At 57.4% G+C, this 25407-nt stretch carries 20 protein-coding genes; 16 read left to right on the top strand and 4 right to left on the bottom strand.

What is annotated here, in order from left to right:
- Nucleotides 1–52 precede the first annotated feature (52 nt).
- Nucleotides 53–1120 carry a Gfo/Idh/MocA family protein gene (locus VE23_RS22380; RefSeq protein WP_049869193.1) on the top strand — a complete coding sequence of 356 codons (1068 nt, stop codon included), beginning with the start codon at nt 53–55 and terminating at the stop codon, nt 1118–1120.
- 52 nt (nt 1121–1172) lie between these two features.
- Here VE23_RS22380 and VE23_RS26710 read toward each other — a convergent pair whose 3' ends face one another.
- Nucleotides 1173–1520: a hypothetical protein gene (locus VE23_RS26710; protein ID WP_157054020.1), complete on the bottom strand. Its 348-nt coding sequence runs from the start codon at nt 1518–1520 to the stop codon at nt 1173–1175.
- Nucleotides 1521–1547: 27 nt separating this feature from the next.
- Here VE23_RS26710 and VE23_RS22385 point away from each other — a divergent pair, with 27 nt between their 5' ends.
- The gene (locus VE23_RS22385; RefSeq protein ID WP_049869194.1) at nt 1548–1874 is read left to right on the top strand and encodes a Dabb family protein; all 327 of its coding nucleotides are present in this window, start codon (nt 1548–1550) and stop codon (nt 1872–1874) included.
- 8 nt (nt 1875–1882) lie between these two features.
- Nucleotides 1883–2644: an SDR family NAD(P)-dependent oxidoreductase gene (locus tag VE23_RS22390; protein WP_049869826.1), complete on the top strand. Its 762-nt coding sequence runs from the start codon at nt 1883–1885 to the stop codon at nt 2642–2644.
- Here VE23_RS22390 and VE23_RS26715 read toward each other — a convergent pair.
- On the bottom strand, nt 2592–3680 hold the full coding sequence (locus tag VE23_RS26715) for a hypothetical protein (RefSeq protein ID WP_157054021.1): 1089 nt from the start codon (nt 3678–3680) through the stop codon (nt 2592–2594). The two genes, VE23_RS22390 and VE23_RS26715, sit on opposite strands and share 53 nt — an antisense overlap.
- Before the next feature lie 70 nt (nt 3681–3750).
- On the opposite strand from VE23_RS26715, the gene VE23_RS22400 reads away from it, so the two are divergent.
- Together VE23_RS22400 and VE23_RS22405 are read left to right on the top strand one after the other, a co-directional pair.
- Entirely contained in the window at nt 3751–4437 is a 687-nt protein-coding gene (locus VE23_RS22400; protein ID WP_049869196.1) for a hypothetical protein, read from the top strand.
- Nucleotides 4438–4795: 358 nt separating this feature from the next.
- Complete coding sequence (locus VE23_RS22405; protein WP_021878094.1) at nt 4796–6424, top strand: ABC-F family ATP-binding cassette domain-containing protein; 1629 nt, start codon at nt 4796–4798, stop codon at nt 6422–6424.
- Nucleotides 6425–6642: 218 nt separating this feature from the next.
- On the opposite strand, the gene VE23_RS22410 is transcribed toward VE23_RS22405, so the two are convergent.
- Nucleotides 6643–7644, bottom strand: a complete 1002-nt coding sequence (locus VE23_RS22410; protein WP_157054098.1) for a glycoside hydrolase family 53 protein — start codon at nt 7642–7644, stop codon at nt 6643–6645.
- A gap of 380 nt (nt 7645–8024) precedes the next feature.
- Between VE23_RS22410 and VE23_RS22415 the strand changes: the two genes are divergently transcribed.
- The 9 genes from VE23_RS22415 (at nt 8025) to VE23_RS22455 (ending at nt 22114) form a co-directional block, all read left to right on the top strand.
- The gene (locus VE23_RS22415; protein WP_021878092.1) at nt 8025–9788 is read left to right on the top strand and encodes a sensor histidine kinase; all 1764 of its coding nucleotides are present in this window, start codon (nt 8025–8027) and stop codon (nt 9786–9788) included.
- Complete coding sequence (locus VE23_RS22420) at nt 9785–11359, top strand: response regulator (RefSeq protein ID WP_049869199.1); 1575 nt, start codon at nt 9785–9787, stop codon at nt 11357–11359. The genes VE23_RS22415 and VE23_RS22420 overlap by 4 nt, the downstream gene beginning before the upstream one ends.
- Before the next feature lie 132 nt (nt 11360–11491).
- Nucleotides 11492–12412, top strand: a complete 921-nt coding sequence (locus tag VE23_RS22425) for an ABC transporter permease (protein ID WP_048745126.1) — start codon at nt 11492–11494, stop codon at nt 12410–12412.
- 17 nt (nt 12413–12429) lie between these two features.
- On the top strand, nt 12430–13362 hold the full coding sequence (locus tag VE23_RS22430; protein ID WP_157054022.1) for a carbohydrate ABC transporter permease: 933 nt from the start codon (nt 12430–12432) through the stop codon (nt 13360–13362).
- 528 nt (nt 13363–13890) lie between these two features.
- On the top strand, nt 13891–15471 hold the full coding sequence (locus VE23_RS22435) for a DUF3502 domain-containing protein (RefSeq protein ID WP_049869200.1): 1581 nt from the start codon (nt 13891–13893) through the stop codon (nt 15469–15471).
- A gap of 249 nt (nt 15472–15720) precedes the next feature.
- Complete coding sequence (locus VE23_RS22440; RefSeq protein ID WP_049869827.1) at nt 15721–17748, top strand: beta-galactosidase; 2028 nt, start codon at nt 15721–15723, stop codon at nt 17746–17748.
- Between the two features lie 559 nt (nt 17749–18307).
- On the top strand, nt 18308–19012 hold the full coding sequence (locus VE23_RS22445; protein ID WP_048745123.1) for a CTP synthase C-terminal region-related (seleno)protein: 705 nt from the start codon (nt 18308–18310) through the stop codon (nt 19010–19012).
- Between the two features lie 571 nt (nt 19013–19583).
- The gene (locus VE23_RS22450; protein ID WP_049869201.1) at nt 19584–20771 is read left to right on the top strand and encodes an amino acid deaminase/aldolase; all 1188 of its coding nucleotides are present in this window, start codon (nt 19584–19586) and stop codon (nt 20769–20771) included.
- Entirely contained in the window at nt 20759–22114 is a 1356-nt protein-coding gene (locus tag VE23_RS22455) for a D-arabinono-1,4-lactone oxidase (RefSeq protein ID WP_157054023.1), read from the top strand. The genes VE23_RS22450 and VE23_RS22455 overlap by 13 nt, the downstream gene beginning before the upstream one ends.
- A 116-nt stretch (nt 22115–22230) precedes the next feature.
- Here VE23_RS22455 and VE23_RS26720 read toward each other — a convergent pair whose 3' ends face one another.
- Nucleotides 22231–22485, bottom strand: coding sequence for a hypothetical protein (locus tag VE23_RS26720; protein WP_157054024.1), 255 nt, complete (start codon nt 22483–22485; stop codon nt 22231–22233).
- A gap of 184 nt (nt 22486–22669) precedes the next feature.
- Here VE23_RS26720 and VE23_RS22465 point away from each other — a divergent pair, with 184 nt between their 5' ends.
- Nucleotides 22670–23419: an ABC transporter ATP-binding protein gene (locus VE23_RS22465; RefSeq protein WP_048745146.1), complete on the top strand. Its 750-nt coding sequence runs from the start codon at nt 22670–22672 to the stop codon at nt 23417–23419.
- The gene (locus tag VE23_RS22470) at nt 23419–25074 is read left to right on the top strand and encodes a hypothetical protein (RefSeq protein ID WP_049869204.1); all 1656 of its coding nucleotides are present in this window, start codon (nt 23419–23421) and stop codon (nt 25072–25074) included. Before VE23_RS22465 ends, VE23_RS22470 begins: the two co-directional genes overlap by 1 nt.
- Nucleotides 25075–25407 lie beyond the last annotated feature (333 nt).

The following is a 25407-nucleotide window of genomic DNA, read 5'->3' on the forward strand; positions in this document are numbered from 1 at the left end:
TTCCAACCGTGATATACTGGTTGGGACAAGCACGATACAGGAGGATTCGACCATGACCCAATCACCGCTGCGCATAGGCATTATTGGAGCAGGGGGCATCGGCAATGTTCATATGGATATTTTCAAGCAAATTCCGGAAGTGAAGATAGAGGCCGTCACCGACGTGTTCCTGCCCCTCGCCGAGAAGAGAGCCGAGGAGCACGGGATTCCAACCGTTCACCAGAGTCCTCAGGAGCTGCTCGAAAATCCTGATCTCGACGCCGTCGTCATTTGCGTTCCGAACCAGTTCCATGCTTCCCTGGCCATCGAAGCTCTCAAACAAGGCAAGCATGTTCTGCTGGAGAAGCCGATGGCGATCAGCCTGGAGGATGCCCGCGCCATCCTGGACGCCAAGCATGCTTCCGGCAAGGTGCTGATGGTGGCGCATCAAATGCGATTTGGCGGCCTAAGCCGCGCGATCAAAGGCTACATCGACGAAGGCAAGCTGGGACGCGTCTACAACGCGAAGACGGGCTGGTGGCGCAAGAAGGGCATCCCGGGCTGGGGCTCCTGGTTCACCCGCAAGGACATGGCCGGCGGCGGCCCGCTCATCGACATCGGCGTGCATATGCTGGACCTGTCGCTGTATCTGATGGGCAATCCCCGTCCGGTCAGCGTCTATGGCACGACCTATGCCGAGTTCGGCCCGCGCCGCGAGGGCATCGGCAACTGGGGCACGCCGAACTGGGACGGTTATTACGACGTCGAGGATCTGGCTACGGCGATGATCAAGATGGACAACGGCGCGACGCTGACGCTGGAAGTAAGCTGGGCGGCCCATTCCGCCGGTCTCGGCGAAGATCCGTTCATTCATCTGATGGGCACCGAAGGCGGAGCCTATTATGCAGGCAGCAGCGGCCTTTACGTGACGCATAGCGAGGAAGGCGTCGTGCAGGAAGACATCGCTCCGCTGTCCGGCGACGACGATCGGATCCTGCTCAGCCGCCACTTCCTGGACTGCATCCGCACCGGCCGCGAGCCGATCAGCTCCGCGATGACGGGCTACACGAACAACCGCATCCTCGATGCGATCTACGAGTCCTCCCGTACGGGCAGCGAAGTCAAGCTGGCCTGGAACTGAGGATTTGTCATACCAGAGAGAAGGCTTGCCGGTTGCCCGGCAGGCCTTGTTTTTAAGTGGATGGAAAAATAACGAGCCGGCTCTCTTTCCCGTTTCCAGTGACCTCTGCACGGTGTGCGAACCGAATGTCGGAACGAGGAGAAGGCTGGCTCTTTTTTGCCAAGAGGAAGCCAAGCTGTATGCATGGCGATGAACGGCGATGCAGGGCGATGAATGGCGATGAACGGCGATGCAGGGCGATGCAGGGCGATGAATGGCGATGAATGGCGATGAACGGCGATGAACGGCGATGAACGGCGAAGCTTGCACTCTTGTGTATTGGCTTGAGTTTGGCTTTTGCCTGCATGGAGAATGTTTTGCTGTTGCCTGAGTCCGGGCTTCTGTTTGTTGGCTGAACCATGAATCTCATTTTTCAGGAGGAACGATTATGTCTACGAGCAAGGAATGGATCCGCCATATGGTCATTTTCGATCTCAAGCATCCGCAAGGATCCAGCGAAGCAGCTGCATTTCTCGAGGACGGGGAACGCATCCTGACCTCTATCCCGTATGTACGTCAATTCGCAGCAAGCGGACAGATCAGCTTGAAAAACGACTACCAGTACGTCTTTACGATGGACTTCAAGGATGAAGAGGATTATCGGCTCTACAATGAACATTCCTCCCATGCATCCTTCGTGAAGGAACGCTGGGAATCGGAGGTCTCCCGCTTTCTGGAAATCGACTTCCGCGTCCCGGCGGGGGCCAGCTCATGAGCGGCGGGTTGAGGCTGGATCTGACGGGAAGAACGGCGCTGGTGACGGGATCGACGGGACAGCTTGGGCGCGTCATAGCCCGCACGCTTGCGGAATGCGGCGCGGATGTGGTTCTTCATTACCGAGGCAGCGAGGCAAAAGCGCTGGAGCTGCATGCGGAGATTTCTGCCATGGGCCGGAATGTGATGATCGCCCAGGCCGACATCACTCGGCTTGATTCCGTGTCGGCGATGCGGGATGCCGTGGCCGCCGGGCTCGGCAGTATCGATATTATTGTGGCTAATGCAGTCATTCAGTATGAGTGGACTTCAGTGCTGGAGCAGCCTGTGGAGGATTACGTCAGCCAGTTCGAGTCCTGCGTTCTGCAAAGCGTGCATCTGGCCAAAGCCTTTATCCCCGGCATGCAAGCCAAGGGCAAGGGACGTTTCATCGGAATCAACACGGAATGCGCCATGCAGAACTTCCCTGGCCAGTCCGCCTATACGGCGGGCAAGCGGGGAATGGACGGCGTATATCGCGTGCTCGCCAAGGAGGTCGGAGGCCACGGCATCACCGTCAACCAGGTGGCGCCGGGCTGGACGATCAGCGAGCGGGACCGCGAGAACGGCACGGAGCGCAACGAGGGTTACGAAAGCACCGTGCCGCTGAAGCGCCGCGGCACCGATCAGGAAATCGCGAACGCCGTCGCATTCCTCGCCTCGGATCTGTCGAGCTTCATCACCGGGACTTACTTGCCGGTGAACGGCGGCAACGTGATGCCCGGGATTTAGGCAGCAGCGTTGCGGGCAGTGCTTGAACAAGCCAAGTAAGCAGGAGATAAACGTCTAACTTGGAGCTCGGAGCTTCTACGGCTAAAGCAGCCCAATAAGCAGAAAAAACCGTCTTACACGGAGCTTTTACGGTAGAAGCGGTCAAATAAGCAGAAAAAACCGTCTTACACGGAGCTTCTGCGGCCGAAGCAGCCAAATAAGCAGAAAAAACCGTCTTACACGGAGCTTTTACGGTAGAAGCGGTCAAATAAGCAGAAAAAACCGTCTTACACGGAGCTTCTGCGGCCGAAGCAGCCAAATAAGCAGAAAAAACCGTCTTACACGGAGCTTTTACGGTAGAAGCGGTCAAATAAGCAGAAAAAACCGTCTTACACGGAGCTTCTGAAGCCGAAGCAGCCCAATAAGCAGAAAAAACCGTCTTACACGGAGCTTTTGCGGCCGAAGCAGCGAAATAAGCAGAAAAAACCGTCTTACACGGAGCTTTTGCGGCCGAAGCGGCGAAATAAGCAGAAAAAACCGTCTTACAAGGAGCTTCTACTGCCGAAGCGGCGAAATAAGCAGAAAAAACCGTCTTACATGGAGCTTCTGAAGCCGAAGCAGCCAAATAAGCAGAAAAAACCGTCTTACACGGAGCTTTTGCGGCCGAAGCGGCCAAATAAGCAGAAAAAAACGTCTTACACGGAGCTTCAGCGGCCGAAGCGGCCAAATAAGCAGAAAAAACCGTCTTACAAGGAGCTTCTACTGCCGCAGCGGCGAAATAAGCAGAAAAAACCGTCTTACACGGAGCTTCTGCGACCGAAGCGGCCAAATAAGCAGAAAAAACCATCTTACACGGAGCTTCAGCGGCCGAAGTAGCGAAATAAGCAGAAAAAACCGTCTTACACGGAGCTTCAGCGGCCGAAGCAGCGAAATAAGCAGAAAAAACCGTCTTACAATCATCTGCTCGCTTGTCATTCTCCAGTCTGCGGTCTATCATCGGATTAGTGCCGATGAAAACATCAACGAGAAACCATGGATACTTTAGAGCGTGAAGCACACGCCGCTTGCCTCCTTTGGAGCAAGCGGCTTTTTCTATTTTCAAGGACAAGGATGTGTAAAGCTGTAATATGAAGTCATTAACGGAAAGAAATTTTGATACGGATATGAAGGCTTTCATCGCTGATCAGCGGACGTCGGCGAAAGGTCAAAGATTGGAGATGCTGGAAAGGGATCTGCATGGCACGATCAAGCTGCTACGAACTCTAATCATGCCTGTCTTCGGCTCCTTCGAGGGGTTTCAATTGGAATATGAGTTTGTTAGTCCTGGCGGGTACAAGTATTATGCCGACGTTTACTACGAGCCGATGCGGCTGATTATCGAATGCGATGGTTACGTGCCCCATGTAGAATTAATGACGAGGGAGCGCTTTTCCATGGACCGCCAGCGCTTGAGATGCATGGCTGTTGCCGGTTATCTTTACATGCCTTTCAGCTGGGATGAGCTGGACAAAAAGCCGGATGCATGCCGGGGATCGCTTTTTGAACTACTTGGAAGGCGCGGTCGGGCAAGAGAAGGATTAGAGTCAATAGGTCCTCGTGAGAGGGAATTGCTGAGAAATGCGGCTGATGGGAAGGCATTCAAACTGACCGACGCCTGCCGCTGGCTGCAGGTAGGAAAAGATACGGCGCGCACGGTTCTGCGCAGGATGATGGCGGATGGCTGGATCGTTTCGGAGGGGGAAGGGGTGAGAAGGCATCACGTCTACCGTCTTGGGGAAAAGGGATTAAGGGTTATGACGGGTCGAGTTGACTGACAAGCAAGGAACTTTGAAGGTTTCCCTACAACTCGGGAATTATGCTATACTTAAGAAAGTCTGTCTTGCGGCAGTCTGTATCCGACTGTTCATGAGGCGATTCATACGTTCAATGGGCGAGACCATTATAGTTAGATTGCATGAAGGACCGCCAGAAGTTTTAAAAGGTCACCATTGTTTGGATTGCCTGAAGGACCGCCAGAAGTTTTGAAGGGTCACACTTCTTGGTCACCCACGCCAGAGGTTAAGCACCATTTCCTCTTGGCGCCGAATGCCGCAATTTCCATTGACTTGCACAACATCGTTGACTACAGGCGGCTATCCGCCAAACTATAGATGAAGGACGGGATTCACACCAATGATCAGTACGAGCGGAATATCGCTTCGGTACGGCAAGCGAGCGCTTTTTGAAGACGTCAATATCAAGTTCACGCCGGGCAACTGCTACGGCCTCATCGGAGCGAACGGAGCGGGCAAGTCGACGTTCCTGAAAATCCTCTCCGGCGAGATCGAGCCGAACACGGGCGAGGTCCACATCACCCCGGGCGAGCGCATGGCTGTCCTGAAGCAGAACCATTTTGAATACGACGAAGTGCCGGTTCTCATGACCGTCATCATGGGCCACAAAAAGCTCTATGAAGTCATGAACGAGAAGAACGCCCTGTACGCCAAAGCCGACTTCACCGACGAGGACGGCATGCGCGCGGGCGAGCTTGAAGCCGAGTTCGCGGACATGAACGGCTGGGAAGCCGAATCCGAAGCCGCCGAAATGCTGAACGGCCTCGGCATCACGCCGGACCTGCACGACAAGCTGATGAAGGAGCTGGACGGCAACGCCAAGATCCGCGTCCTGCTCGCGCAAGCGCTGTTCGGCACCCCGAACATCCTGCTGCTCGATGAGCCTACCAACCACTTGGATATGCAGTCCATCGAATGGCTGGAGAAGTTCCTCTCCACGTTCGAAGGCACCGTCATCGTCGTCAGCCATGACCGTCACTTCCTGAACCAGGTATGTACGCATATCGCTGACATCGACTTCGGCAAAGTCCAGATGTACGTCGGCAACTACGACTTCTGGTACGAGTCCAGCCAGCTGGCCCTCGCGCTTCAGCGCGATGCCAACAAGAAGAAGGAAGACAAGGTCAAGGAGCTGCAGGCGTTCATCCAGCGCTTCAGCGCCAACAAGTCCAAGTCCAAGCAGGCGACGAGCCGGAAGAAGATGCTCGACAAGATCACGCTGGACGACATCCGGCCTTCCAGCCGGAAATATCCGTTCATCAACTTCAAGGGCGAGCGCGAAGCCGGCAAGCAGCTGCTGCTGATCGACGGCCTGACCAAGGCGATCGACGGCGAGAAGCTGATCGACAATCTGACGCTGACGGTGAACAAGGGCGACAAGATCGCTTTCGTCGGCCCGAACACCCTGCCGAAGACGGTGTTCTTCCAGCTCATCACCGGCGAGCTGGAGCCTGACGCGGGTTCGTACCAATGGGGCATCACGACGACCCAAGGCTACTTCCCTAAGGACAACTCCAAGTACTTCGACGGCGTCGAGGACAACCTCGTCGATTGGCTGCGCCAGTACTCCAAGGATCAGGACGAATCGTTCATCCGCGGCTTCCTGGGACGCATGCTGTTCTCCGGCGACGAAGCGCTGAAAAAAGCCAACGTCCTCTCCGGAGGAGAGAAGGTCCGCTGCATGCTCTCCAAGATGATGCTTTCGGGCTCCAATGTGCTCATCATGGACGAACCGACCAACCACTTGGACCTCGAGTCCATCACGGCGCTCAACAACGGCCTCATCGATACGGACTGCACCGTCCTGTTCACGTCGCATGACCATCAGTTCGTGCAGACGATCGCCAACCGCATCATCGAGATCACGCCGGGAGGCATCATCGACCGGATGACGACCTACGACGAGTACCTCGAGAACAAAGACATTCAAGCTCTGCGCGACCGCATGTACGCGGTGCAAGGAGTTTAATCAAGCCAAAACCGCTGTTACCCGGACCGACAGGACCGGATAACAGCGGTTTTTTTAGTTACCGCAGCTTTTTAAAATACGTATCATTCTTGATCTTGCTTGAAAGGGCCGTATACTCGGGCGGCTTTGAGCTTTGAGCTTTGAGCTTTGAGCTTTGAGCTTTGAGCTTTGAGCTTTGAGCTTTGAGCTTTGAGCTTTGAGCTTATTCATTCACGTCCTTAGTTCAAAAAGCCTTCCAAGGCGACGGTCGGCTTGCCGTCCGCCTGCCAGGCGCCCTTGTTGTACCCGGAGTTGTAGCCCGGGGTCGCTTCCGGCTCCCAATAGAATACGCCGAGGCCTTTGCCTCCTGCGATATTTCTTACTTTCGTCTTGATGTCGGCGATGAAGCTTTTGGCGGCTGCCGGCTGATTGTACTCCAAGCCGATCTCCGAGATGATGACGCTCTTTCCGTATCGGCTGATCATGTCCTTGGCATTGGCAATTGTCTGGTCGACCTTGGCCTGCCAATCCGTTGCCGTCGGATACAGCGACATGCCGATGGCGTCGAAGGTCGCCCCGTTGCTGATCAGCCCGCCGATGTTCCAGACGAACAGCGCGTTGTCGTATCCGTTCGCGATGTGGACGATCGTCTTGGCGGAAGGGAAGACGCTTTTGACCGCGTTGTTGCCCGTATTGACGAGCCAGGCGTAGTTTTTCATCGAGACGGACGCCTTGCCGTCCTCCCACAGCATGCCGTTGTTCGTCTCATTGCCGATCTGCACCCAGTCCGGCGTCACTCCCTGGGCTTTCATCGTGTTCATGACCGATACGGTATGCGACCAGACGGCATCCATCAGCTGCTGGAAGGTATACGATTTCCATGCCGCAGGCTTGGTCTGCTGGCCGGGATCCGCCCAGGAGTCGCTGTAATGGAGCGTCAGCATGACGCTCATGCCTTGAGCCTTGGCGCGGACGGCCAGGGCGGCGGCTTTGTCGGCGTTCATGTAGCCGTTGCCGTAATCGCTCATGTTCGGATTCACCCACACCCGGATGCGGACGGAATTCAGGCCGTAGTCGGTCTTCAGAATGTTCAGGATATCCCGGGTCGTTCCATTTTTGTCCTTCCATTTGTATCCTTGGGCTTCCATTCCGGCTACCCAGCTGATGTCGGCACCCTTGGCGAACGCAGGCGCGGCTTCCGCACGGCCCCCGCCGTGATAGGCGAGCGGCGAGATCAGCATGACGGCAGCCAGCGCGAGACTGAGCAGCCATCCCTTGCTTTTGAAGGTCTTGCTTTTGAAGGTCCATTTCATGATTCCGATTCCTCCTCTTCTGATGGGAACAACAATGGCAGCTAATGCCGGAGCCTCCTTTCACCTTGGATTGTAAGCGTTATCCATTCGGCCGACAGCTGAGCGCAGCAATGATTTCTTCACGGTTTTCAACGTTGTTTTCCGGCATCGCTCCGGAGCGGCGAGGAGAGACACTGCAGCGGACAGCCGATCCGGATATCGTGGAAAAGGTATAAGAAAGCGTTGTCTTCCTCCATGGGAATGAGGAGCCCGGCGGGTTACAATGGGGTATTGGATGACCGCAGCACGATGACCGGAGGGGAACCAGTTTGCGCAAAAAACTTCAAATGGGATCCTATATTCCCTATTCCTATAAAATGATGATTCCCTATCTGCTGCTCGTCCTGCTGACGGACGCGCTCATCGGGACGATCTCCTACCGGATGCTGGTCGACTCCCGCACGGAGATCGCCCAGACGAATATCCGGGCGGCAATGCAGCAGACGAGGAGCAGCATGAAATACCAGATGGACGAGATTACGCGCATCTCCGATACGCTGTTCGGAAGCGTTCCTTTCCAAAAGGCTTTGCAGAAGCATGGAGACGATCTGCAGACGTACTTGACGATGCTCGATGAGGTCGTGCCTCAGCTTAGAGCCCCCCTTCAGCTGTTCGGCAGCAATCTGCGCATTGTGCTCTACACGACCAATCCCGATCTCTACGAGATCGAAGGCGACGATCTGAACACGCCGATCCAGGACAGCGATTATTACGTCCTCTCCGCCGACAGGGTTGCCGGCAGCGCCTGGGCGAGCGAGGCGAGCGAAGGCGTCGGAGCCAAGTGGATGCAGGTCGACAGCGATGCCACACTGGACAACCTTTCCCATTTGACGCGGCTGATTTCCTACAATGACTATCAGACCGTCATCGGGTATATCCGCATCACGACTTCGCTGGACGAGCTGCTGGGGCGCTTCGAGGCTTTTCCCGAAGAGAAGGGGATCACGCTCCAGCTGCTGGACGACCAATCTGAAGCAGTCATGTATCAGAAAGGCGAGGCGGACGCTGCGGGAGAAAGGTACCTCGCTCTAAACGAGGCGATTCCGGGAACGGGCTATTCGCTTCGCGCGCTCGTGTCTCAGGAGTACCTGCAGGAGGACGCCAAGCGGCTGCGCCTGCTCATCCTCGGCGTCTGCTCCGCGAGCTTCGCGGTCATGGCGCTGATCGGGCTGCTCGTGGCGCGGCTGTCGGGACGCAAGATGCGGAAGATCGTGACGCTGCTCCAGTCTTTCCAGGACGGCAGCTTCGAGAAGCGGATCCGCTTCGGCGGCCGCGACGAATTCGTCCAGATCGCGCAGGCGTTCAACAGCATGGCCTCCCACATCAAGGAGCTGATCAACAGCGTGTACGTCCAGGGGCTGAGCCGCAAGCAGGCCGAGCTGGAAGCCCTGCAGGCGCAGATCAATCCCCATTTCCTCTACAACACTCTCTCCACGATCAGCAGCCTTGCCAATATGGGACAGGCGAAAGAAGTGACGGAGATGGTCAAGGGGCTGTCGCGCTTTTACCGGCTGTCCTTGAACGGAGGCAAAGTATATATTCCGCTCGGACTTGAGCTGGAGCAGATCCAGACTTATTTGGACATTCAGAGAGTGAAGTATGCGGATTCCTTCACGGTCTATACGGATATCGAAGAGGGCATCCGGGACCTGCAGGTGATGAAGCTCATTTTGCAGCCGTTCGTGGAAAATATATTCAAGCATGCCTGGTTCGGAGATTCCATCGGGATTCTCATCAGCGGCCGGGTAATCGGCGGGATGCTGGAGCTCAAAATCATCGACAACGGCATCGGGATGAGGCCGGATACGCTTCGGGCAATCATGTCCGGACCGAACCGGAACGAAGGCGGCTACGGAATCCGCAATGTCGATGAACGGATCAAGCTCCGCTACGGCCCGGAATATGGGGTCGATGCGGCCAGCATTTATGGAGCAGGCACGACTGTGAGGATCTTGCTTCCGGCGGATTCGGACTTTGCGGAGGAACAGGACGGGGCCGGACTGCAGCCGGCGGACAGGAGGACGACAGCGTGACAGGCGATATCAGCATATTGCTCGTGGATGATGAAAAGGTCGATCTCGAATGGCTGCGGCGGAGAATCGCCGCGAGCGGGCTTCCGGTCGAGATCGCCGGAACGGTGAACAGCGGCTTTGCCGCCATGGAGTTTTTGGAGCGGCGGCCGGTCGACATCATCCTGTCGGATATCCGGATGCCGATCATGTCGGGAGTTGAATTCGCCCGCAAGGCCAAGGATAAAGTTCCGGACGCCAAGGTCGTTTTCATCAGCGGCCATGAGGACTTCCGGTATGCCAAGGAAGCTCTCCGGCTCGGAGCTTCCGGCTACCTGCTCAAGCCGGTCGACGACGAAGAGCTGCTCGGCATGTTATCAGGTCTGTGCGCCGGAATCGAGCGGGAGCGGCAGACGACCCGCAGCGTATCGGAAGCGCTGACGATGGCTTCCAGGGAATGGCTGCTGCGCTGGCTTGCCGGCGACGCGGAGCCTTCCGCCCAGGAGCATCTGCGTCCCCACATCGCGCCGCTTGTTCCGTCGCGCGCAGCCGCTGCCCTGATCGAGTTCGACGATCTCGAGCTCAAGACCCGCCATCTGCCGGATGCCGGCCGCAAGGAGCTGACCGAGGCGATCATCGCTTTCATCGGCACCTACGTGAGGGAGAAAAGAATGGGGCTGCTCGTCTCCGGCCTGCCGGGAGGCAGGGCTCTGCTGCTGCGCTCAACGGCCGGCGCGTCTGACGGAGCGGAGCTGCAGCAGCTGGTCGATGCCGTAGCCGCGGCATATCCGCTGACGGTGACGATCGGCTGCGGCACGGCGGCGGAGCGCTGGGAAGAGCTGCCCGTCTCCTACCGGGAAGCCCAGGCGGCTCTCAGCGCCAAGTGGCTGCTCGGCAAGAACCGTGTCATCACGGAGGATCCCGCTCTGCATGGAGATGCGGAGGCGACCGTGCAGCTGGACCGGATCGTAGAGCGGATGCTGGAGGCGATTCTCCAGTACGATCTGGTCGGCATCGACAACGGCCTGATGGAGCTGTTCGGCATGCCGGGACAGCAGCGCAGCGACGCCTATCAGCTCATTATCCGCATGACTTCCAAGCTGCATGCCGATCTCAAGGCGATGAACGAGAATCTGTACGAGCTGCTGAGATGGGAAAGCCATGAGCCTTCCGTCCTGTTTCAGTTCGAGACGGTAAGCGATGTGCTGTCCTGGCTGCGCAAGCGTCTCTTCGAGCTGTCGGAGCTGCTGCTGCTCAAGAGCCGGCGCCACAACCGCAAGCTGATCGAGGACATCATCGGCTATGTGGAGGAGAGGCTCGAGCAGCGGGTGACGCTGAAGGAAACGGCGGCGCGCTTCAATTTCACTCCGAACTATCTTGGCCATCTGTTCAAGGAGGAGACCGGCCAGCCGTTCAGCGAGTTTCTGCTGGAGCGCAAGCTGGCGCGGACCTGCTCCCTGCTGCAGGATCCTTCCCTTAAAATCTATGAAATCGCGGACCGGATGGGCTACAAGAATATCGTGTATTTCAACCGGCAGTTCAAGCAATCCACCGGCATGTCGCCTGGCGAATACCGGAAGAAGCAGCAAATCTGAGAGCCGGCCCCGGCTCTCCGCCTCGTGAACATCGTGGAAAAAGTATCGGTTTTAGTTGTTCCCCGCACTGACGGGCTCTCGATCCGAAGTCCTATACTAAAGGCATAAGGACATCGAGAGAGGGGAGAAGACATGAATCGAAGCGGCTTTTTGGGCGACGTCCTCAAATACCGGACGCTGCTGCTGATGCTGCTGCCGGGCGTCCTGTTTTTCATTCTGTTCGCCTACATTCCAATGGCCGGAATCGTGCTGGCCTTCAAGCAGTTCAACTACGCCGGAGGCGTATTCGGAAGCCCTTGGAACGGGCTGGACAACTTCCGCTTCTTCTTTGAATCCGGCGATGCCTGGCGGGTGACGCGCAACACGGCGCTGTACAATATCGCGTTCATCATCGTGAACAACGTGCTGCAGATCGCCGCCGCCATCCTTCTGTTCGAAGCGGCCAGACCGTGGTTCCGCAAGATTTTCCAGACGATGCTGTTCCTGCCTTACTTCATCTCCTGGGTCGTCGTCGGGGCGATCGCCTACAATCTGTTCAACTACGATTACGGCACGCTCAACGTGGTGCTGAAGGCGCTGGGCATGCAGCCGCTGGACGTGTACAACACCGCATCGTATTGGCCGCTGCTGCTCGTGCTCATCTCGGCATGGAAAGCGCTGGGATACGGCTCGGTCATGTATTTGGCGGCGATCACCGGCATGGATAGGGAAATGTACGAGGCGGCGGAGATCGACGGAGCGAACATCTTCCAGCGGATGCTGCATATCACGATTCCGAACCTGTATCCGACCGTCATCATCCTCGTGCTGCTGGCCGTAGGCAACATCTTCCGCGGCGACTTCGGAATGTTCTACAACATGGTCGGCAACAACGGAATCCTGTTCTCCTCCACGGATGTCATCGACACGTATGTGTTCCGCTCCCTGACGACGAACAACGATATCGGCATGTCATCCGCCGCCGGCTTCTACCAATCCATTCTGGGCTTCGTCACGATCCTGCTGGCCAACTATGCCGTGCGCCGGTATGACAAAGACCGGGCGCTGTTCTAAGGGGGGAGATGTCAAACATGCAAGCTCAAGCACAGCCAGCAGCCGCTTCCGCCGGCAAGAAGGCAGGCAAGATCAAAGGCGACCTGCTGCTGTTCCAACTGATCGGCTATGCCGTTCTTGGAGTCATGTCCGCCATCTGCCTGCTGCCGTTCCTGCTCGTCCTCTCCTCCTCGCTCACAAGCGAAAGCTCCATCATCGAGAACGGCTTCCAGCTGCTGCCCTCGGTGTTCTCGGGCGAGGCGTACCGCATCCTCTTCACGTATCCGGAGCAGATGCTCCGCGCATACGGGGTGACGATCGGCGTAACGGCGATCGGAACGCTGCTGGGATTGTTTCTGACTTCCATGACGGCGTACGTGCTGTCGCGCAAGGACTTCAAGTGGCGGGGGTCGTTTTCCTTCTTCTTTTTCTTCACGACGCTGTTCAGCGGCGGACTCGTGCCTTGGTACCTGCTCGTCGTGAACTACCTGCATCTGAAGGATACGCTCATCGTGCTCATTCTTCCGATGCTGCTCAACGTGTTCTACATCATCGTCATGAAGTCGTTCATGAACGGCATTCCGGAGGCGATCGTGGAGTCGGCCAAAATGGACGGAGCGGGGGATTTCCTCATCTACGCGAGGCTGATCCTGCCGCTGGCCAAGCCGGCTCTGGCGACGATCGGACTGTTCATCGCGCTCGGCTACTGGAACGACTGGTACAACGCGCTGCTGTTCGTCTCGAACGAAAACCTCATGCCGCTCCAGTACTATCTGTACAAGATGCTGGGGAATATGGACGGGATGCGCAAGGCTCTCATCAGCTCCGGCGCGGTCGTGAACACGAGCATCCCGACGGAGAGCCTCAAGATGGCGATGACGGTCGTGGCGATCGGCCCGATTCTGCTCGCTTATCCGTTCATCCAGCGCTATTTCGTGCAGGGGCTGACGATCGGGTCGGTGAAGGGCTGACTCCAATGTGGCAATGCGGCAATGGGGCAGATCAAGTACTCCGAAAAACGAATGTGGCAATGCGGCAATGCGGCAAACCAAATACTCCGAAAAACGAATGGCTCTTCCAATCGCTGTTGCAGTCCGGATTTCTTGATTTTTTATCCCCTTAATGGAGAAATCCGGCCTTCAAATGCGAACGCTCCGCTTTTCCAGAGCTCATTCGCCTTTCTACGTATTATCCGCCTGCACGAAGCTCCGTCTTCTTTTACTCGGAGGGAGAAGCCTGGTTAGCTTCGCTTTGCCAGAAGTTTCGTCCATCTACGTATTATCCGCCTGCACGAAGCTCCGCCTCCTTTACTAGGAGGGAGAAACCCTGGACAGCTTCACTCTGCCAGAAGATTCGTCCTTTCTACGTATTATCCGCCTGTACGAAGCTCCGCCTCCTTTACTAGGAGGGAGAAGCCCGACAGCTTCGCTTTGCCGAAGTTTCGTCCATCCGCCTGCATGAAGTCCAAAATCATCCATCCACTCATAGGGGGAAAAACCATGAAAGCCAAAAAATCGCTTCTGCTGCCGATGGCGGCGCTGCTCTCCATGTCCGCGGTGCTGGCAGCCTGCGGAGGAAACAACAATAACGCAGCATCCAATACGGGAACGCCGGCGGTCAACTCATCCGCTGCGCCGACAAACGCAACCGCTTCCAACGAGCCCGACACCTCCAAGGAGGTCAAGCTGAAAATGCTGCTCGTCGGTGGGAAGCCGGCCGACTATGACAAAGTATTCGGCGAGCTGAACAAGAAGCTCAAGGAGCGCATCAATGCGACGGTCGAGGCGGAATTCCTCGACTGGTCCGACTGGAACCAGAAGTACCCGCTGAAGTTCGCGGCCAACGAAGACTTCGACCTTGTCTATACGGCGAACTGGGCTTATTACAACGACCAGGCGCTGAAAGGCGGCTTCCTGGAGCTTACAGAGGACATGCTGAACAAGTATGCGCCGCAGACGGTGAAGAACATGCCTCCGGTTTCCTTCGACCAGGCGAAGGTGAACGGCAAGCTGTTCATGGTGCCGAACAACAACGTCGAAGTGAATGACAAGGTCATCCTCTACCGAGAGGATCTGCGCAAGAAATACAATCTGCCGGAGATCAACAGCCTTGAATCCTACGCAACGTATTTGAAGGCGATCGCCGCCAACGAAAAAGGCATGCTCGCCTACGGCGCCAAAGCAGGCGACGGCTGGAAATGGCATGAGATGGACCAGGCGACGCTGGAGCAGCACAACGACTGGAACCTGGTTGACATGACGCTGCCGCTCGCGTATAAGATGGACGATGCCTCCGGCAAGATTTTCAACATTTACGATACGCCCGAGTTCAAGCAGCTGCTGACTTACTACAAGGATCTCTCCGACAGCGGCGTCTGGTCCAAAAACGTCGTCAGCAACAAAAACGACGTCTGGCAGGATATCAAAGCCGGCAAGGTCGCTTCCTACGCTGCGCAAAATCTGGGCACCGCAGGCTCCAACCTCGCCGAGATGCGCCGGGACAACCCGTCCCTGGAGGTCGCCATCGCGGACATCACGCCGGACAAGAAAAAAATCGCGGCCATCTCGACGCAGAACGGCATGGCGATCCATGCGACATCCAAAAATCCGGAGCGCTCGCTCATGCTGATCGACCTGCTGCAAAACGACAAGGAAATCCATGATCTCACGATGTACGGCATCAGCGGCACGAACTATGTGCCGGAAGGCGACGACAAGTACAGCGCCGGCCCCGCCGCAGCGAACTACACCGGCTTCTCCAACTGGGGCTGGAACTCGCAGCTGAACCGGAGCGACTCCTCGTATCCGAAGGAAGCGGACGATATTTTCGAGAAATGGCAGTCCAGCATCTATCACTTCCCGCTGGAAACGTTCGTCTTCGACGATGCCAAGGTGAAGACGGAAGTAGCCAGCATCAGCAACGTCATGCTGCGCTATTCGATTCCGCTGGAATACGGTCTGGTCAAGGACCTGGACAAAGGCCAGGCCGATCTGATCAAGCAGTTGAAGGCAGCCGGCATCGAGAAGGTCATGACGGAAATGCAAGCCCAAGTGGACGCGTTCCTGGCCCAGCAAAAATAAGCCAAGCGGGAGGAGACCCTGTCGTCTTCTCCCGTTTGCATCGGTTTGAAACCATCGCGGACTGCCGGCCGTGCTTGAGCTTCGCTTCTCTCTATGAGGGAGGAAATCTTCGAAATCGGCACTCCGAATTCCGATTTCATTGCAGCCGCCAAGACAAGGCGGCGAAGCTTCCATTATTTCATTTCATCAAGGAGTGGTGTAACGTTGATTCCAAAACATCCCCCCGTCAGCAGCAAGCTGCCTGTGCTCATGCATGGAGCCGACTACAACCCCGATCAATGGCTCCATGATCCGGAAGTGCTGGAGGAGGACATCCGGCTGATGAAGCTCGCCGGCTGCAACGTCATGTCGGTCGGCATCTTTGCCTGGGCGGCACTGGAGCCGGAGGAAGGACGGTTCGAATTCGGCTGGCTCGATGATCTGCTCGACCGCTTTGCGGCGAATGGAATCTACGCTTGGCTCGCGACGCCGAGCGGCGCCCGTCCCGCCTGGATGTCGCAGAAGTACCCCGAGGTGCTGCGCACCGGCGCGAACCGGGTGCGCAATCTGCACGGCATGCGGCATAACCATTGCTACAGCTCCCCGGTCTATCGGGAGAAGGTGGCGATCATGAACGGCAAGCTGGCGGAGAGATACGGCCATCATCCGGCTGTCGTCGGCTGGCATATCTCCAACGAATACGGAGGCGAATGCCACTGCGGGTACTGCCAGGACGCCTTCCGCGCTTGGGTGAAGGACAAGTACGGCACGCTCGACAAGCTCAATGCGGCTTGGTGGGCGACCTTCTGGAGCCATACGTACACGAGCTGGGATCAGGTGGAGTCCCCGGCGCCGCATGGCGAGAACATGGTGCATGGCCATAACCTGGACTGGCGGAGGTTCGTGACGGACCGGACGACGGATTTTTGCAAGCATGAAATGGCGCCTCTGCGCTCCGTCAATCCAGAGCTTCCCTGCACGACCAATATGATGGACCTGTTCTACGATCTGGATTACCGCAAGCTGGCCGAGGCCATCGATGTCATCTCGTGGGATGCCTACCCGATATGGCATAAGGAGGCTTCGGATGCGCATATGGCCGCCTGGTTCTCCTTCAACCACGACCTGTTCCGCTCGCTGAAAAAGAAGCCTTTCCTGCTCATGGAGAGCACGCCGAGCCTGACGAACTGGCAGCCGGTGAGCAAGCTGAAGCGTCCCGGCATGCATCGGCTCAGCTCGCTGCAGGCGGTCGCGCACGGAGCGGATTCGGTGCAGTATTTCCAGTGGCGCAAAAGCCGGGGCTCCAGCGAGAAGTTTCACGGCGCGGTCGTGGACCATGTCGGGCATGAGCATACACGCGTGTTCCAGGACGTGGCCGGGCTCGGCGCCGAGCTGGCCGGACTGGCGGATGTAGTCGGGACGGATGTGCCCGCCGAGGCGGCTATCCTGTTCGACTGGGACAACCGCTGGGCGGTGAACGATGCCCAAGGTCCGCGCAACGGCGGCCTGCGTTACGAGGATACGGTCGTGCAGCATTATCGCGCCTTGTGGGAGCTCGGCGTTCCGGCGGATGTGGTCGGCTCGGAGGATGATCTGAGCGGCTACAAGCTGCTGATCGTGCCGATGGCTTACCTGCTGCGGGAAGAAGCGGGACGGAAGATCGAAGCGTTCGTACGCGGAGGCGGCACGGCGGCCATCACCTATTGGAGCGGCGTCGTCGACGAGCATGACCTGTGCTATCTGACCGGCTTCCCGGGTCCGCTGCGCGAGACGGCGGGCATTTGGGCGGAAGAGATCGAAGGGCTTCACGAAGGGGACCGCAACGCTCTCGTCATGCGGGACGGCAACGCGCTGGAACTTGGCGGCTCGCATGAAGTGCATGAGCTGTGCGAGCTGATCCATGCCGAGGGAGCCGAAGTGCTTGCCGTATACGGCGACGATTTCTACGCCGGCAGGCCGGCTCTGACCGTGAACGCCTTCGGTTCCGGCAAAGCCTACTATTTGGCCGCGAGAGTGAAGGACGATGAATTCTACCGCGCCTACTATGAGCGGCTTGTCGAGGAGAGCGGGGCTAAGCGCGCCGTGAGGGCGTTGCTGCCGGCGGGTGTGACGGCCCAGCTGCGCTGCGGCGGAGGCAAGGAGTTCGTGTTCCTGCTTAATTTCTCAGCCAAGGAAGCGGTCGTGCGGCTGGAGGAAAGCGAGACGGGATGGTCGGACTCCTCGACGGGGGAAGCGGCTGCAGGAGAGATCTTCCTGCCCATCAACGGCGCGAGCATTTTGGTGAGGGAGATTGGGTAGAGGATTAATTATAGCGAAGAGAGCAGAACAGAGAGCAGAAGAGAGCAGAAGAGAGCAGAAGAGAGCAGAAACGGCAAAGCTTTGGCCGTTTCTGCTTTTTTATGCCGAGATACCAATTTGCAGGGCATTGGGACGGGAGACCGCGGAGCGGCGAAGCAAGAGCTGCTTGAAGCCGCACAGAACGGGAGCTGCGCAGATCCGGAATCGCACAGATCGGGAATCCGCCTGAACGTCAGCAGGAATAAGTTGAGGGCAGAGCCATTTTATAGATCGGCGCAATTGGAATCCGATCGAGCCGGGATAAAAAACAGAATCCGAGGCCGTCAGCGTTCGGTTTCCAACACCGATCTTGCAGGAACCAATCCTTAAGCTTGGAAACGTCGAAGCTCCTTTCTTCCGGGCTTTGTGGTGAGTTGGGATAAACCTTCTCGGACATGATCCGGTAAAAGAGGGAATCTGCTGCAGCGATCCGCAGCTTCCTTCCCGTTTACCTGATTGCATCATTCGCTTTATACTTGAATTCCGTAGGATGAATCTTATCTGCGGAAGAGGTGCGGGGATGAACGAAATCAAAATAGCTCTGGTCGGCGATTATAATGAGGAAGTTGTTGCTCATGGGGCGATACCCCAAGCGCTGCGGCTGTCTGCTGGAACCATCGGAGCCGCCGTGGACCCGGAGTGGATTCCGACGGATGATTTGCAGGCAGTTGAAATCGGAGATGTTCTAGCGAATTATCAAGGCATCTGGATCACTCCAGGCAGTCCTTACCGGAGCATGCAGGGCGCATTGAACGCGATCCGGCATGCCCGGGAGCATTCCATTCCGCTTATTGGCAGCTGCGGAGGCTTCCAGCACATGGTCATCGAGTTCGCCCGCAACCGGCTAGGGATGGCCTCCGCGGACCATGCGGAGGAAAATCCGGATGCCGATGTGCTGATGGTCGCTCCGCTGGCCTGCTCGGTGAGCAACCAGTCTCACCGGTTCAAGCTGGCCGCAGGCTCCAGGGTGGAGGATATTTATGGCCGCGGCGAGATTTCCGAGCCTTACGGCATCTGCAATTACGGTCCCAACCCTTTCTATATCGACAGGCTGGAAGCGGCGGGCTTCCAGGTGTCCGGAACCGATCTGAACGGGGAAATCCGCATCATGGAATTAATCGGCCATCCCTTTTTTATAGGAACCTTGTTCCAACCGGAGCGTTCCGCCTTGCAGGGGCTTGTCCATCCGCTCATCACGGAATTTATCCGCAGCGTTGTTGAATAAGATGGCATGGATGGATAAAGCCGCATGGATTAAAGCCGCACAAGAATTGAATCGCCCGGCTAGATCGAATATCCGGCAGGATGGATTAAAGCCGCACAAGAATTGGATCGCCAGGCTAGATCGACTGTCCGGCAGAATCCAATTATAACCACAGAAGCTTCGCCGCCTGCCATGCAGGACGAGCGAAGCTTTTTTCTGTGAGAAGTGACGGGATGTTTGTCCGTATCGGACATACGGTCCGTTATTTTCGATCCTATCCCGAATATTCACTGGGTATCGGACATACGATCCGCTAGTTTAGGTCGAGGACTCCATTTTGGGAGCAAATCCGTCAAATACCGGAATTCATGTCCGTTAAATTTTTTTGAATGGACAATTTCATGGAAATAGCGGAACCAATGTCCGTTAGGTTGATCCGTGGCGAAGAAAATCAAGACGAAGCGATTTTTCTGCTGAATGCGTATTTACAGAATCTTCCGAGGGGTCTAGGATTTAACTGTAGGAATAATGGCTCGCATCGCCACGGGTTCAAATCATGGCCGAATCTTGCACCGCGGAGCGGAGGGCTGGAATGGACAGGTACGCGTATTACAAAAGCCTATTTGAATCGCTTCCGAAGCCGTCCGCCTTCGTCGATCTGGATCTGCTGGACGCCAATGCGGCGGCCATCGCCCGGGAAGCCGGGGACAAGAAGGTGAGAATCGCCAGCAAGTCGATCCGCTGCGTCGAGGTGCTGCGGCGGATCCTCCGCTCCAGCCCGGTCTACCAGGGCATCATGTGCTTCACCGCCGCGGAAGCGGCTTACCTCGACCGGGAAGGCTTCGACGATCTGCTGCTCGGCTATCCGCAGTGGGAGCCGGAGCAGATCGGGAATCTGATTACGATGGCGGGGGAGGGCCGGTCCATTACGTTCATGGTCGACTGCCGGGAGCATGCCGAACGAATCGGCAAGCTGGCTGCAGAGCGGAGCCTGCAGGCATCGGTCTGCATTGATCTGGATATGTCCGTAAGCTATCCTGGCCTCCACTTCGGAGTCAGGCGCTCTCCGCTCGCCGGATGGGAAGCGATGAGGCCGCTCGCCGAGAGCATCCTTGCGTCTCCTTGGCTGAAGCTGGAAGGCCTCATGGGCTACGAAGCCCAAATTGCGGGCGTGGGCGACAACGTTCCGGGAAGCGGGCTGAAGAATGCCCTGATCCGGCAGCTGAAGCGGCGTTCGATCCGGGAGGTCGCCAGGCGCAGGAGAGAGGCTGTCGAGGGCTTGCAGAGCCTCGGAGCCCGGCTGCGCTTCGTCAACGCCGGAGGCACCGGCAGCATGGCAAGCTCCCGCACGGAGGCTGTCGTGACGGAGATTACGGCGGGATCAGGCTTTTATTCGCCGGGTTTGTTCGACAACTACGAAGGCTTCAGCTACCAGCCGGCGGCGGGATACGCAGTCGAGGTCGTGCGGCGGCCTGGACCCGGCATCGTCACCTGCATGGGCGGGGGTTATACGGCTTCCGGACCGGCCGGAAAGGATAAGCTGGCAAAGCCGTATTTGCCGGAGGGACTCCGGCTGCTTCCGCTGGAGGCGGCGGGGGAAGTGCAGACGCCGCTGACGGGATCGGCGGCGGAGCGTCTGTCCATCGGGGATCCGGTCTTTTTCCGGCATGCCAAGGCAGGGGAGTTGTGCGAGCGGTTCAAGGTTTTGCACGCGGTGTCGCAAGGCAACATTGTGGGGGAATACGCCACTTATCGCGGAGCGGGGGAATGTTTCTTATGAAGACAGCGTCATCGCCATGGTCCAACTGGTCGGGCAGCGTTCAGGCGTCTCCGCGGACCGTCCTTTATCCGGAGTCGGTCGAAGCGGTCGCAGAAGCCGTTATGATGTGCCGCCGGGAAGGGAGGAAGCTGCGTACGGTCGGCTCCGGCCACTCCTTCACGCCGATCGCGGCCTCCGATGACGTGCTTCTGTCGCTGGACCGCATGCAGGGACTCGTTTCCATCGATGTCGATGCCTCCACCGCCGTCGTCTGGGCGGGCACGAAGCTGAAGAGGCTCGGAATCATGCTGCATGAGCATGGCTTCGCCCAGGAGAATCTCGGCGACATCGACGTCCAGTCCATCGCGGGAGCCATTTCGACGGGAACGCACGGCACCGGCAAGGAGTTCGGCAGTCTGTCGACGCAGGTGCTCGGCTTGACGGTAGTAACGGGGACGGGAGAGGTTTTGGAGTGCACGCCGGAATCCCATCCGCTGCACTTCAAGGCGCTTCAAGTATCGGTCGGCTTGCTCGGCGTCATCGTTCAGGTGAAGCTGCGCCTGCAGCCTGCGTACAAAATGGAGTATGTCAGCCGCAAGCTCCCGCTTGGAGAAGCGCTGGAGCAGCTGCCCGCCTTGAGTGCGGACAACCGGCACTTCGAATTCTTTTGGTTCCCCTATGCGGATCCGTGCCAGATCAAGGTGATGAACCTGTCCGACAAGGAAATCATGAACAGCCCGATCAAGGACTATATCAGCGATGTGCTGATCGAAAATACGTTTTTCGGCTTCGTGTCGGAGCTTTGCCGCAAGCGGCCTCGAGTCAGCGCTTCCGTCAGCCGTTTCTCGGCCTCCCAGGTCCCGGTCGGCCGCAAGGTCAATTACAGCCACCGCCTGTTCTCGACGGAGCGCTCGGTCCGCTTTGTGGAGATGGAATACAATCTGCCTGCGGAAGCGATGGCTTCCGCAATCCGGGAGATGAGGGAGGAGATGGAGCGTCTCCGTTACGACGTTCATTTTCCTGTGGAATGCCGCTACGCCAAAGGCGACGACATCTGGCTGAGCCCGGCATACGGGAGAGACTCCGCCTATATCGCCGTCCATATGTACAAAGGCATGCCGCATGAAGCGTACTTCCGGGCGATGGAAGCCATTTTCCTGCGGCATGGCGGCAGGCCTCACTGGGGCAAGATGCATTTCCTGGATGGAGACAGACTGAGAGAGCTCTATCCGCGTTGGAGTTCATTCCTGGCGGTGCGAGAGGAGCTGGATCCGGACGGCATTTTTCTGAACGGCCATATGGAGAAGCTGTTCGGGCCGGGCGACGGCGAGGCGGGAGCGGCCGATCATGCCATTCAGGCGTGAGGCGGCTTGCCTCCGCCGCCGGTCCGGCGCGTCTGCAGCCGATGCATGAGGCGGCTCGCTCCCATCATCGGAGAAAAAATCGGCTTTAAAGGAAGCGGGGTGCCCGCAATGAGCCTTTACCGCAGCTGCAATGGATTGCAGCGGCTCTGTACCCCGCTCTTTTTCTTATGATTATGCTGAATGGCGGGCGGCTGGGCAGCTATGGCTATCTTTTCGCCGTATCGATCCTCTTCTGTTTTTTTATGGAAAAGCCCGACATACGTCCTCCTATCCGGCTTGCTCGTATTCGCAGTCATGGCTCCGCTGTATTTCGCTCTCATTGCGGAGGAAACGCAAAGAGCCGCCAACATGAAGGGCGGCTTCCCTTTCATCCTTTTGTCCTATCTCCTGTATTTCTTGTTTCCGCAGCTCATCGCAGTGTCTGTCTGCAATGGCCTGATCGCCATCCTGAGGCGCAGATGCAAGCGAAATCTTCACTGATAATTTCCCGAAAGGCGGTTGATTGCATTGGCCAAGGAGCTTGGAGAAGCCGTCATCCGTCTGCAGGACGTGCGGATGAATTACGGCAACAAATTTGTGTTGAAGGGCATCGACCTGGAAGTCTATCCCGGCCAGATCATCGGGTATATCGGCCCCAACGGAGCGGGCAAAAGCACGACGGTCAAGCTGATGCTCGGACTTGAAACCGGGTACGGCGGTACGATCGAGGTGCTTGGACATAATCTGGCGGACGGTTCGGCGGCCTACAAAGGACGCATCGGCTATGTCCCCGAAACGGCTGAAATCTACGATACGCTCAGCGCAAGGGAATACCTGACCTTCTGCGGCGAGCTGTACGGACTGAAGCCGGAGGACGCTGAATACAAGGGAGCCAAGCTGATGCGTCTCTTCGGGATGGAAGAGGTGTACGATTCCCGGATCGATTCGTATTCCAAAGGAATGAGGCAGAAGGTGATGCTCGTCGCCAGCCTGCTCCACAATCCTGATCTGCTGTTTCTGGACGAGCCGCTCAGCGGACTGGACGCAAACAGCGTCATGATCGTCAAGGAGATTCTCGCTCAGCTTGCCGCCGAAGGCAAGACGATCTTCTATTCCTCGCATATCATGGACGTCGTGGAGAAGATCAGCAGCCGCATCGTCCTCCTGCACGAAGGATATATCGCCGCGGACGGAAGCTTCGCCGAGCTCAAGGCTCAGGGAGCGGAAGGATCGCTGGAGCAGATCTTCAACGATCTGACGGGCTTCACCGAGCATGCGGGAATCGCCGCAAGGTTCGTCCAGGCGGTTCAAGAGGACTATCGCTGATGGAAGTCTTCGTATTGAAGCTGCTGGACCGATTCAGCGGCATGTTCCGCCGTGCAGGCATCGACTACCGGGCGCTGCGCACGATCGTAAGGATCAAGCTGACGATGGACGGGCGCAAGCCGAACGGCGTCCTGGAAGCGATAGGAAAATCCAAGAAGCCTTCCGCGGACAAGCCGGAGAAGTCGCCGTTTGCCGTCAACTGGCTGTACGTCCTGATGAGCCTGGCGATGATTCCCTTTCTTTTTCTGAACGATATTTTGGCCGGCATGAGCTTCGTGTTCACGCTGCTGATGTTTTTCCAGGGGACGGCGATGATATCCGATTTCTCTTCGGTCATGCTGGATACCCGGGACCGGCCGATCCTGAGGACGAAGCCGGTAGACGGACGCACGCTCGGGATGGCCAAAACGGTCCATATCATCGTCTATCTCTTCCTGCTCACCGCTTCTCTGGTCACGCTTCCGCTGGTCGCGGCATTCATCTTCAAGGGAGCGGCAGCAGGGCTTGTGTTCCTGATTGAAATCATGCTTGTGACCGGACTGGACATTTCCCTCACGGCGGCTGTCTATTATGCCGTGCTTCGTCTATGGGACGGAGAGCGGCTCAAGGATATGATCAACTACATCCAGATCGTGCTGGCGATCGGACTGATGATCGGATACCAGATCATGATCCGCATGTTCGATTTCTCTACCCTGGGAGCCGGCTTCGAGCCGGGAGGATGGTGGCTGCTGGCGCCGCCTGTCTGGTTCGGCGCTCCGTTCCGGCTGCTCCAGGGAGGCGGCGGCATCGCGTACGCCTTTGCCGCCTGCGCCTTGCTTCTTCCGCTGCTGTCCATGCTGCTGTATGTCCGCATGCTGCCGCAATTCGAGCAGCAGGTCCAGAAGCTGACGCAAGGAGGAGGAGCAGGCAAGCGCAGATCGGCGTTTCGCCCGCTTGAGCTTATCGGCGACCTGCTGATCCGAAGTCCCCGGGAGCGGGCGTTCTATCGGTTCGCCTGCGCCATGATGGGCAAGGAAAGAGAGTTCAAGCTGAAGGTCTATCCGTCCGTGGGCTTTTCCATGGTCGTCCCGTTCATTTTCATGGCGAGCCAGCTCAAGGAAGGGCTGGACAGCTTGTCCGCCGTCTGGGGATTGATGCTGTACGGAACCGGACTTGCAATTCCAACGCTCTTGACGCTTCTGTCCTTCTCCTCCCGCCATAAGGCGGCCTGGATCTACTCGACTTCTCCGATGGGGGAGTCGGGGGCCGTCCACCGCGGCGCGGTGCTTGCCAGCCTGATCAAGCTGTTCCTTCCCGTATTCGCCGTTGCCGCGGTTGTTTTTCTGCTGCTGTTCGGCAAGGCTTTTGTTCCCGATCTCATTGCCGTCTTCCTCTCGCTGCTGCTGTTCACCGTCGTCTGCTACCTCATCCTTCCGCGCAAGCTGCCGTTTTCGGAGCCGTTTCCGGCGGGAAGCTCCAGCCAGAACGGCTTGCAGGTTTTCCTCCTCCTCGTCATTTTGACGGCGTTCGGGGGAATCCACTTCGGAATCCGTGCGGCAGGATGGCCGTATTCCGTATGGATATTTTCCGCCGTGCTGATCGGCTTGAATTACGTGGCGTGGAAATACGGATTCCGCGGCAGCTCTGACGTCAAGGCCGCATCCGCGGACTAAGCCGTCCGGCGTCAGCCATTCTCTTCCTCCTCCTGCATGACAGGCCGGTGCCGGGATTGCACGATGCGCATGCTGCATTCTACAGCGGATTGCTGGACGAGTTTCTGGAGGGGCAATCATGACCTGTACGCGCAGACGAGGGCCGAGGTGCGAGCCTATCCGGCCAGCAGCGTGCCGGGATGAATGCCTGTCTGGACGATATCGGGCCGAAGGAAAAATGGAACAGGCGATCGGAAAGGGAGTGGACAGTGTCATCGCCAATGATCCTCCCCTGTAAACAAGAGAAAAAGCCCCGCTGCGGAACGATTTCCGCAGCGGGGCTTTTTCGGATTG

Origin of the sequence: Paenibacillus sp. D9 (genome assembly GCF_001188365.1) — a bacterium.
GTDB lineage: Bacteria > Bacillota > Bacilli > Paenibacillales > Paenibacillaceae > Paenibacillus_O > Paenibacillus_O humicus.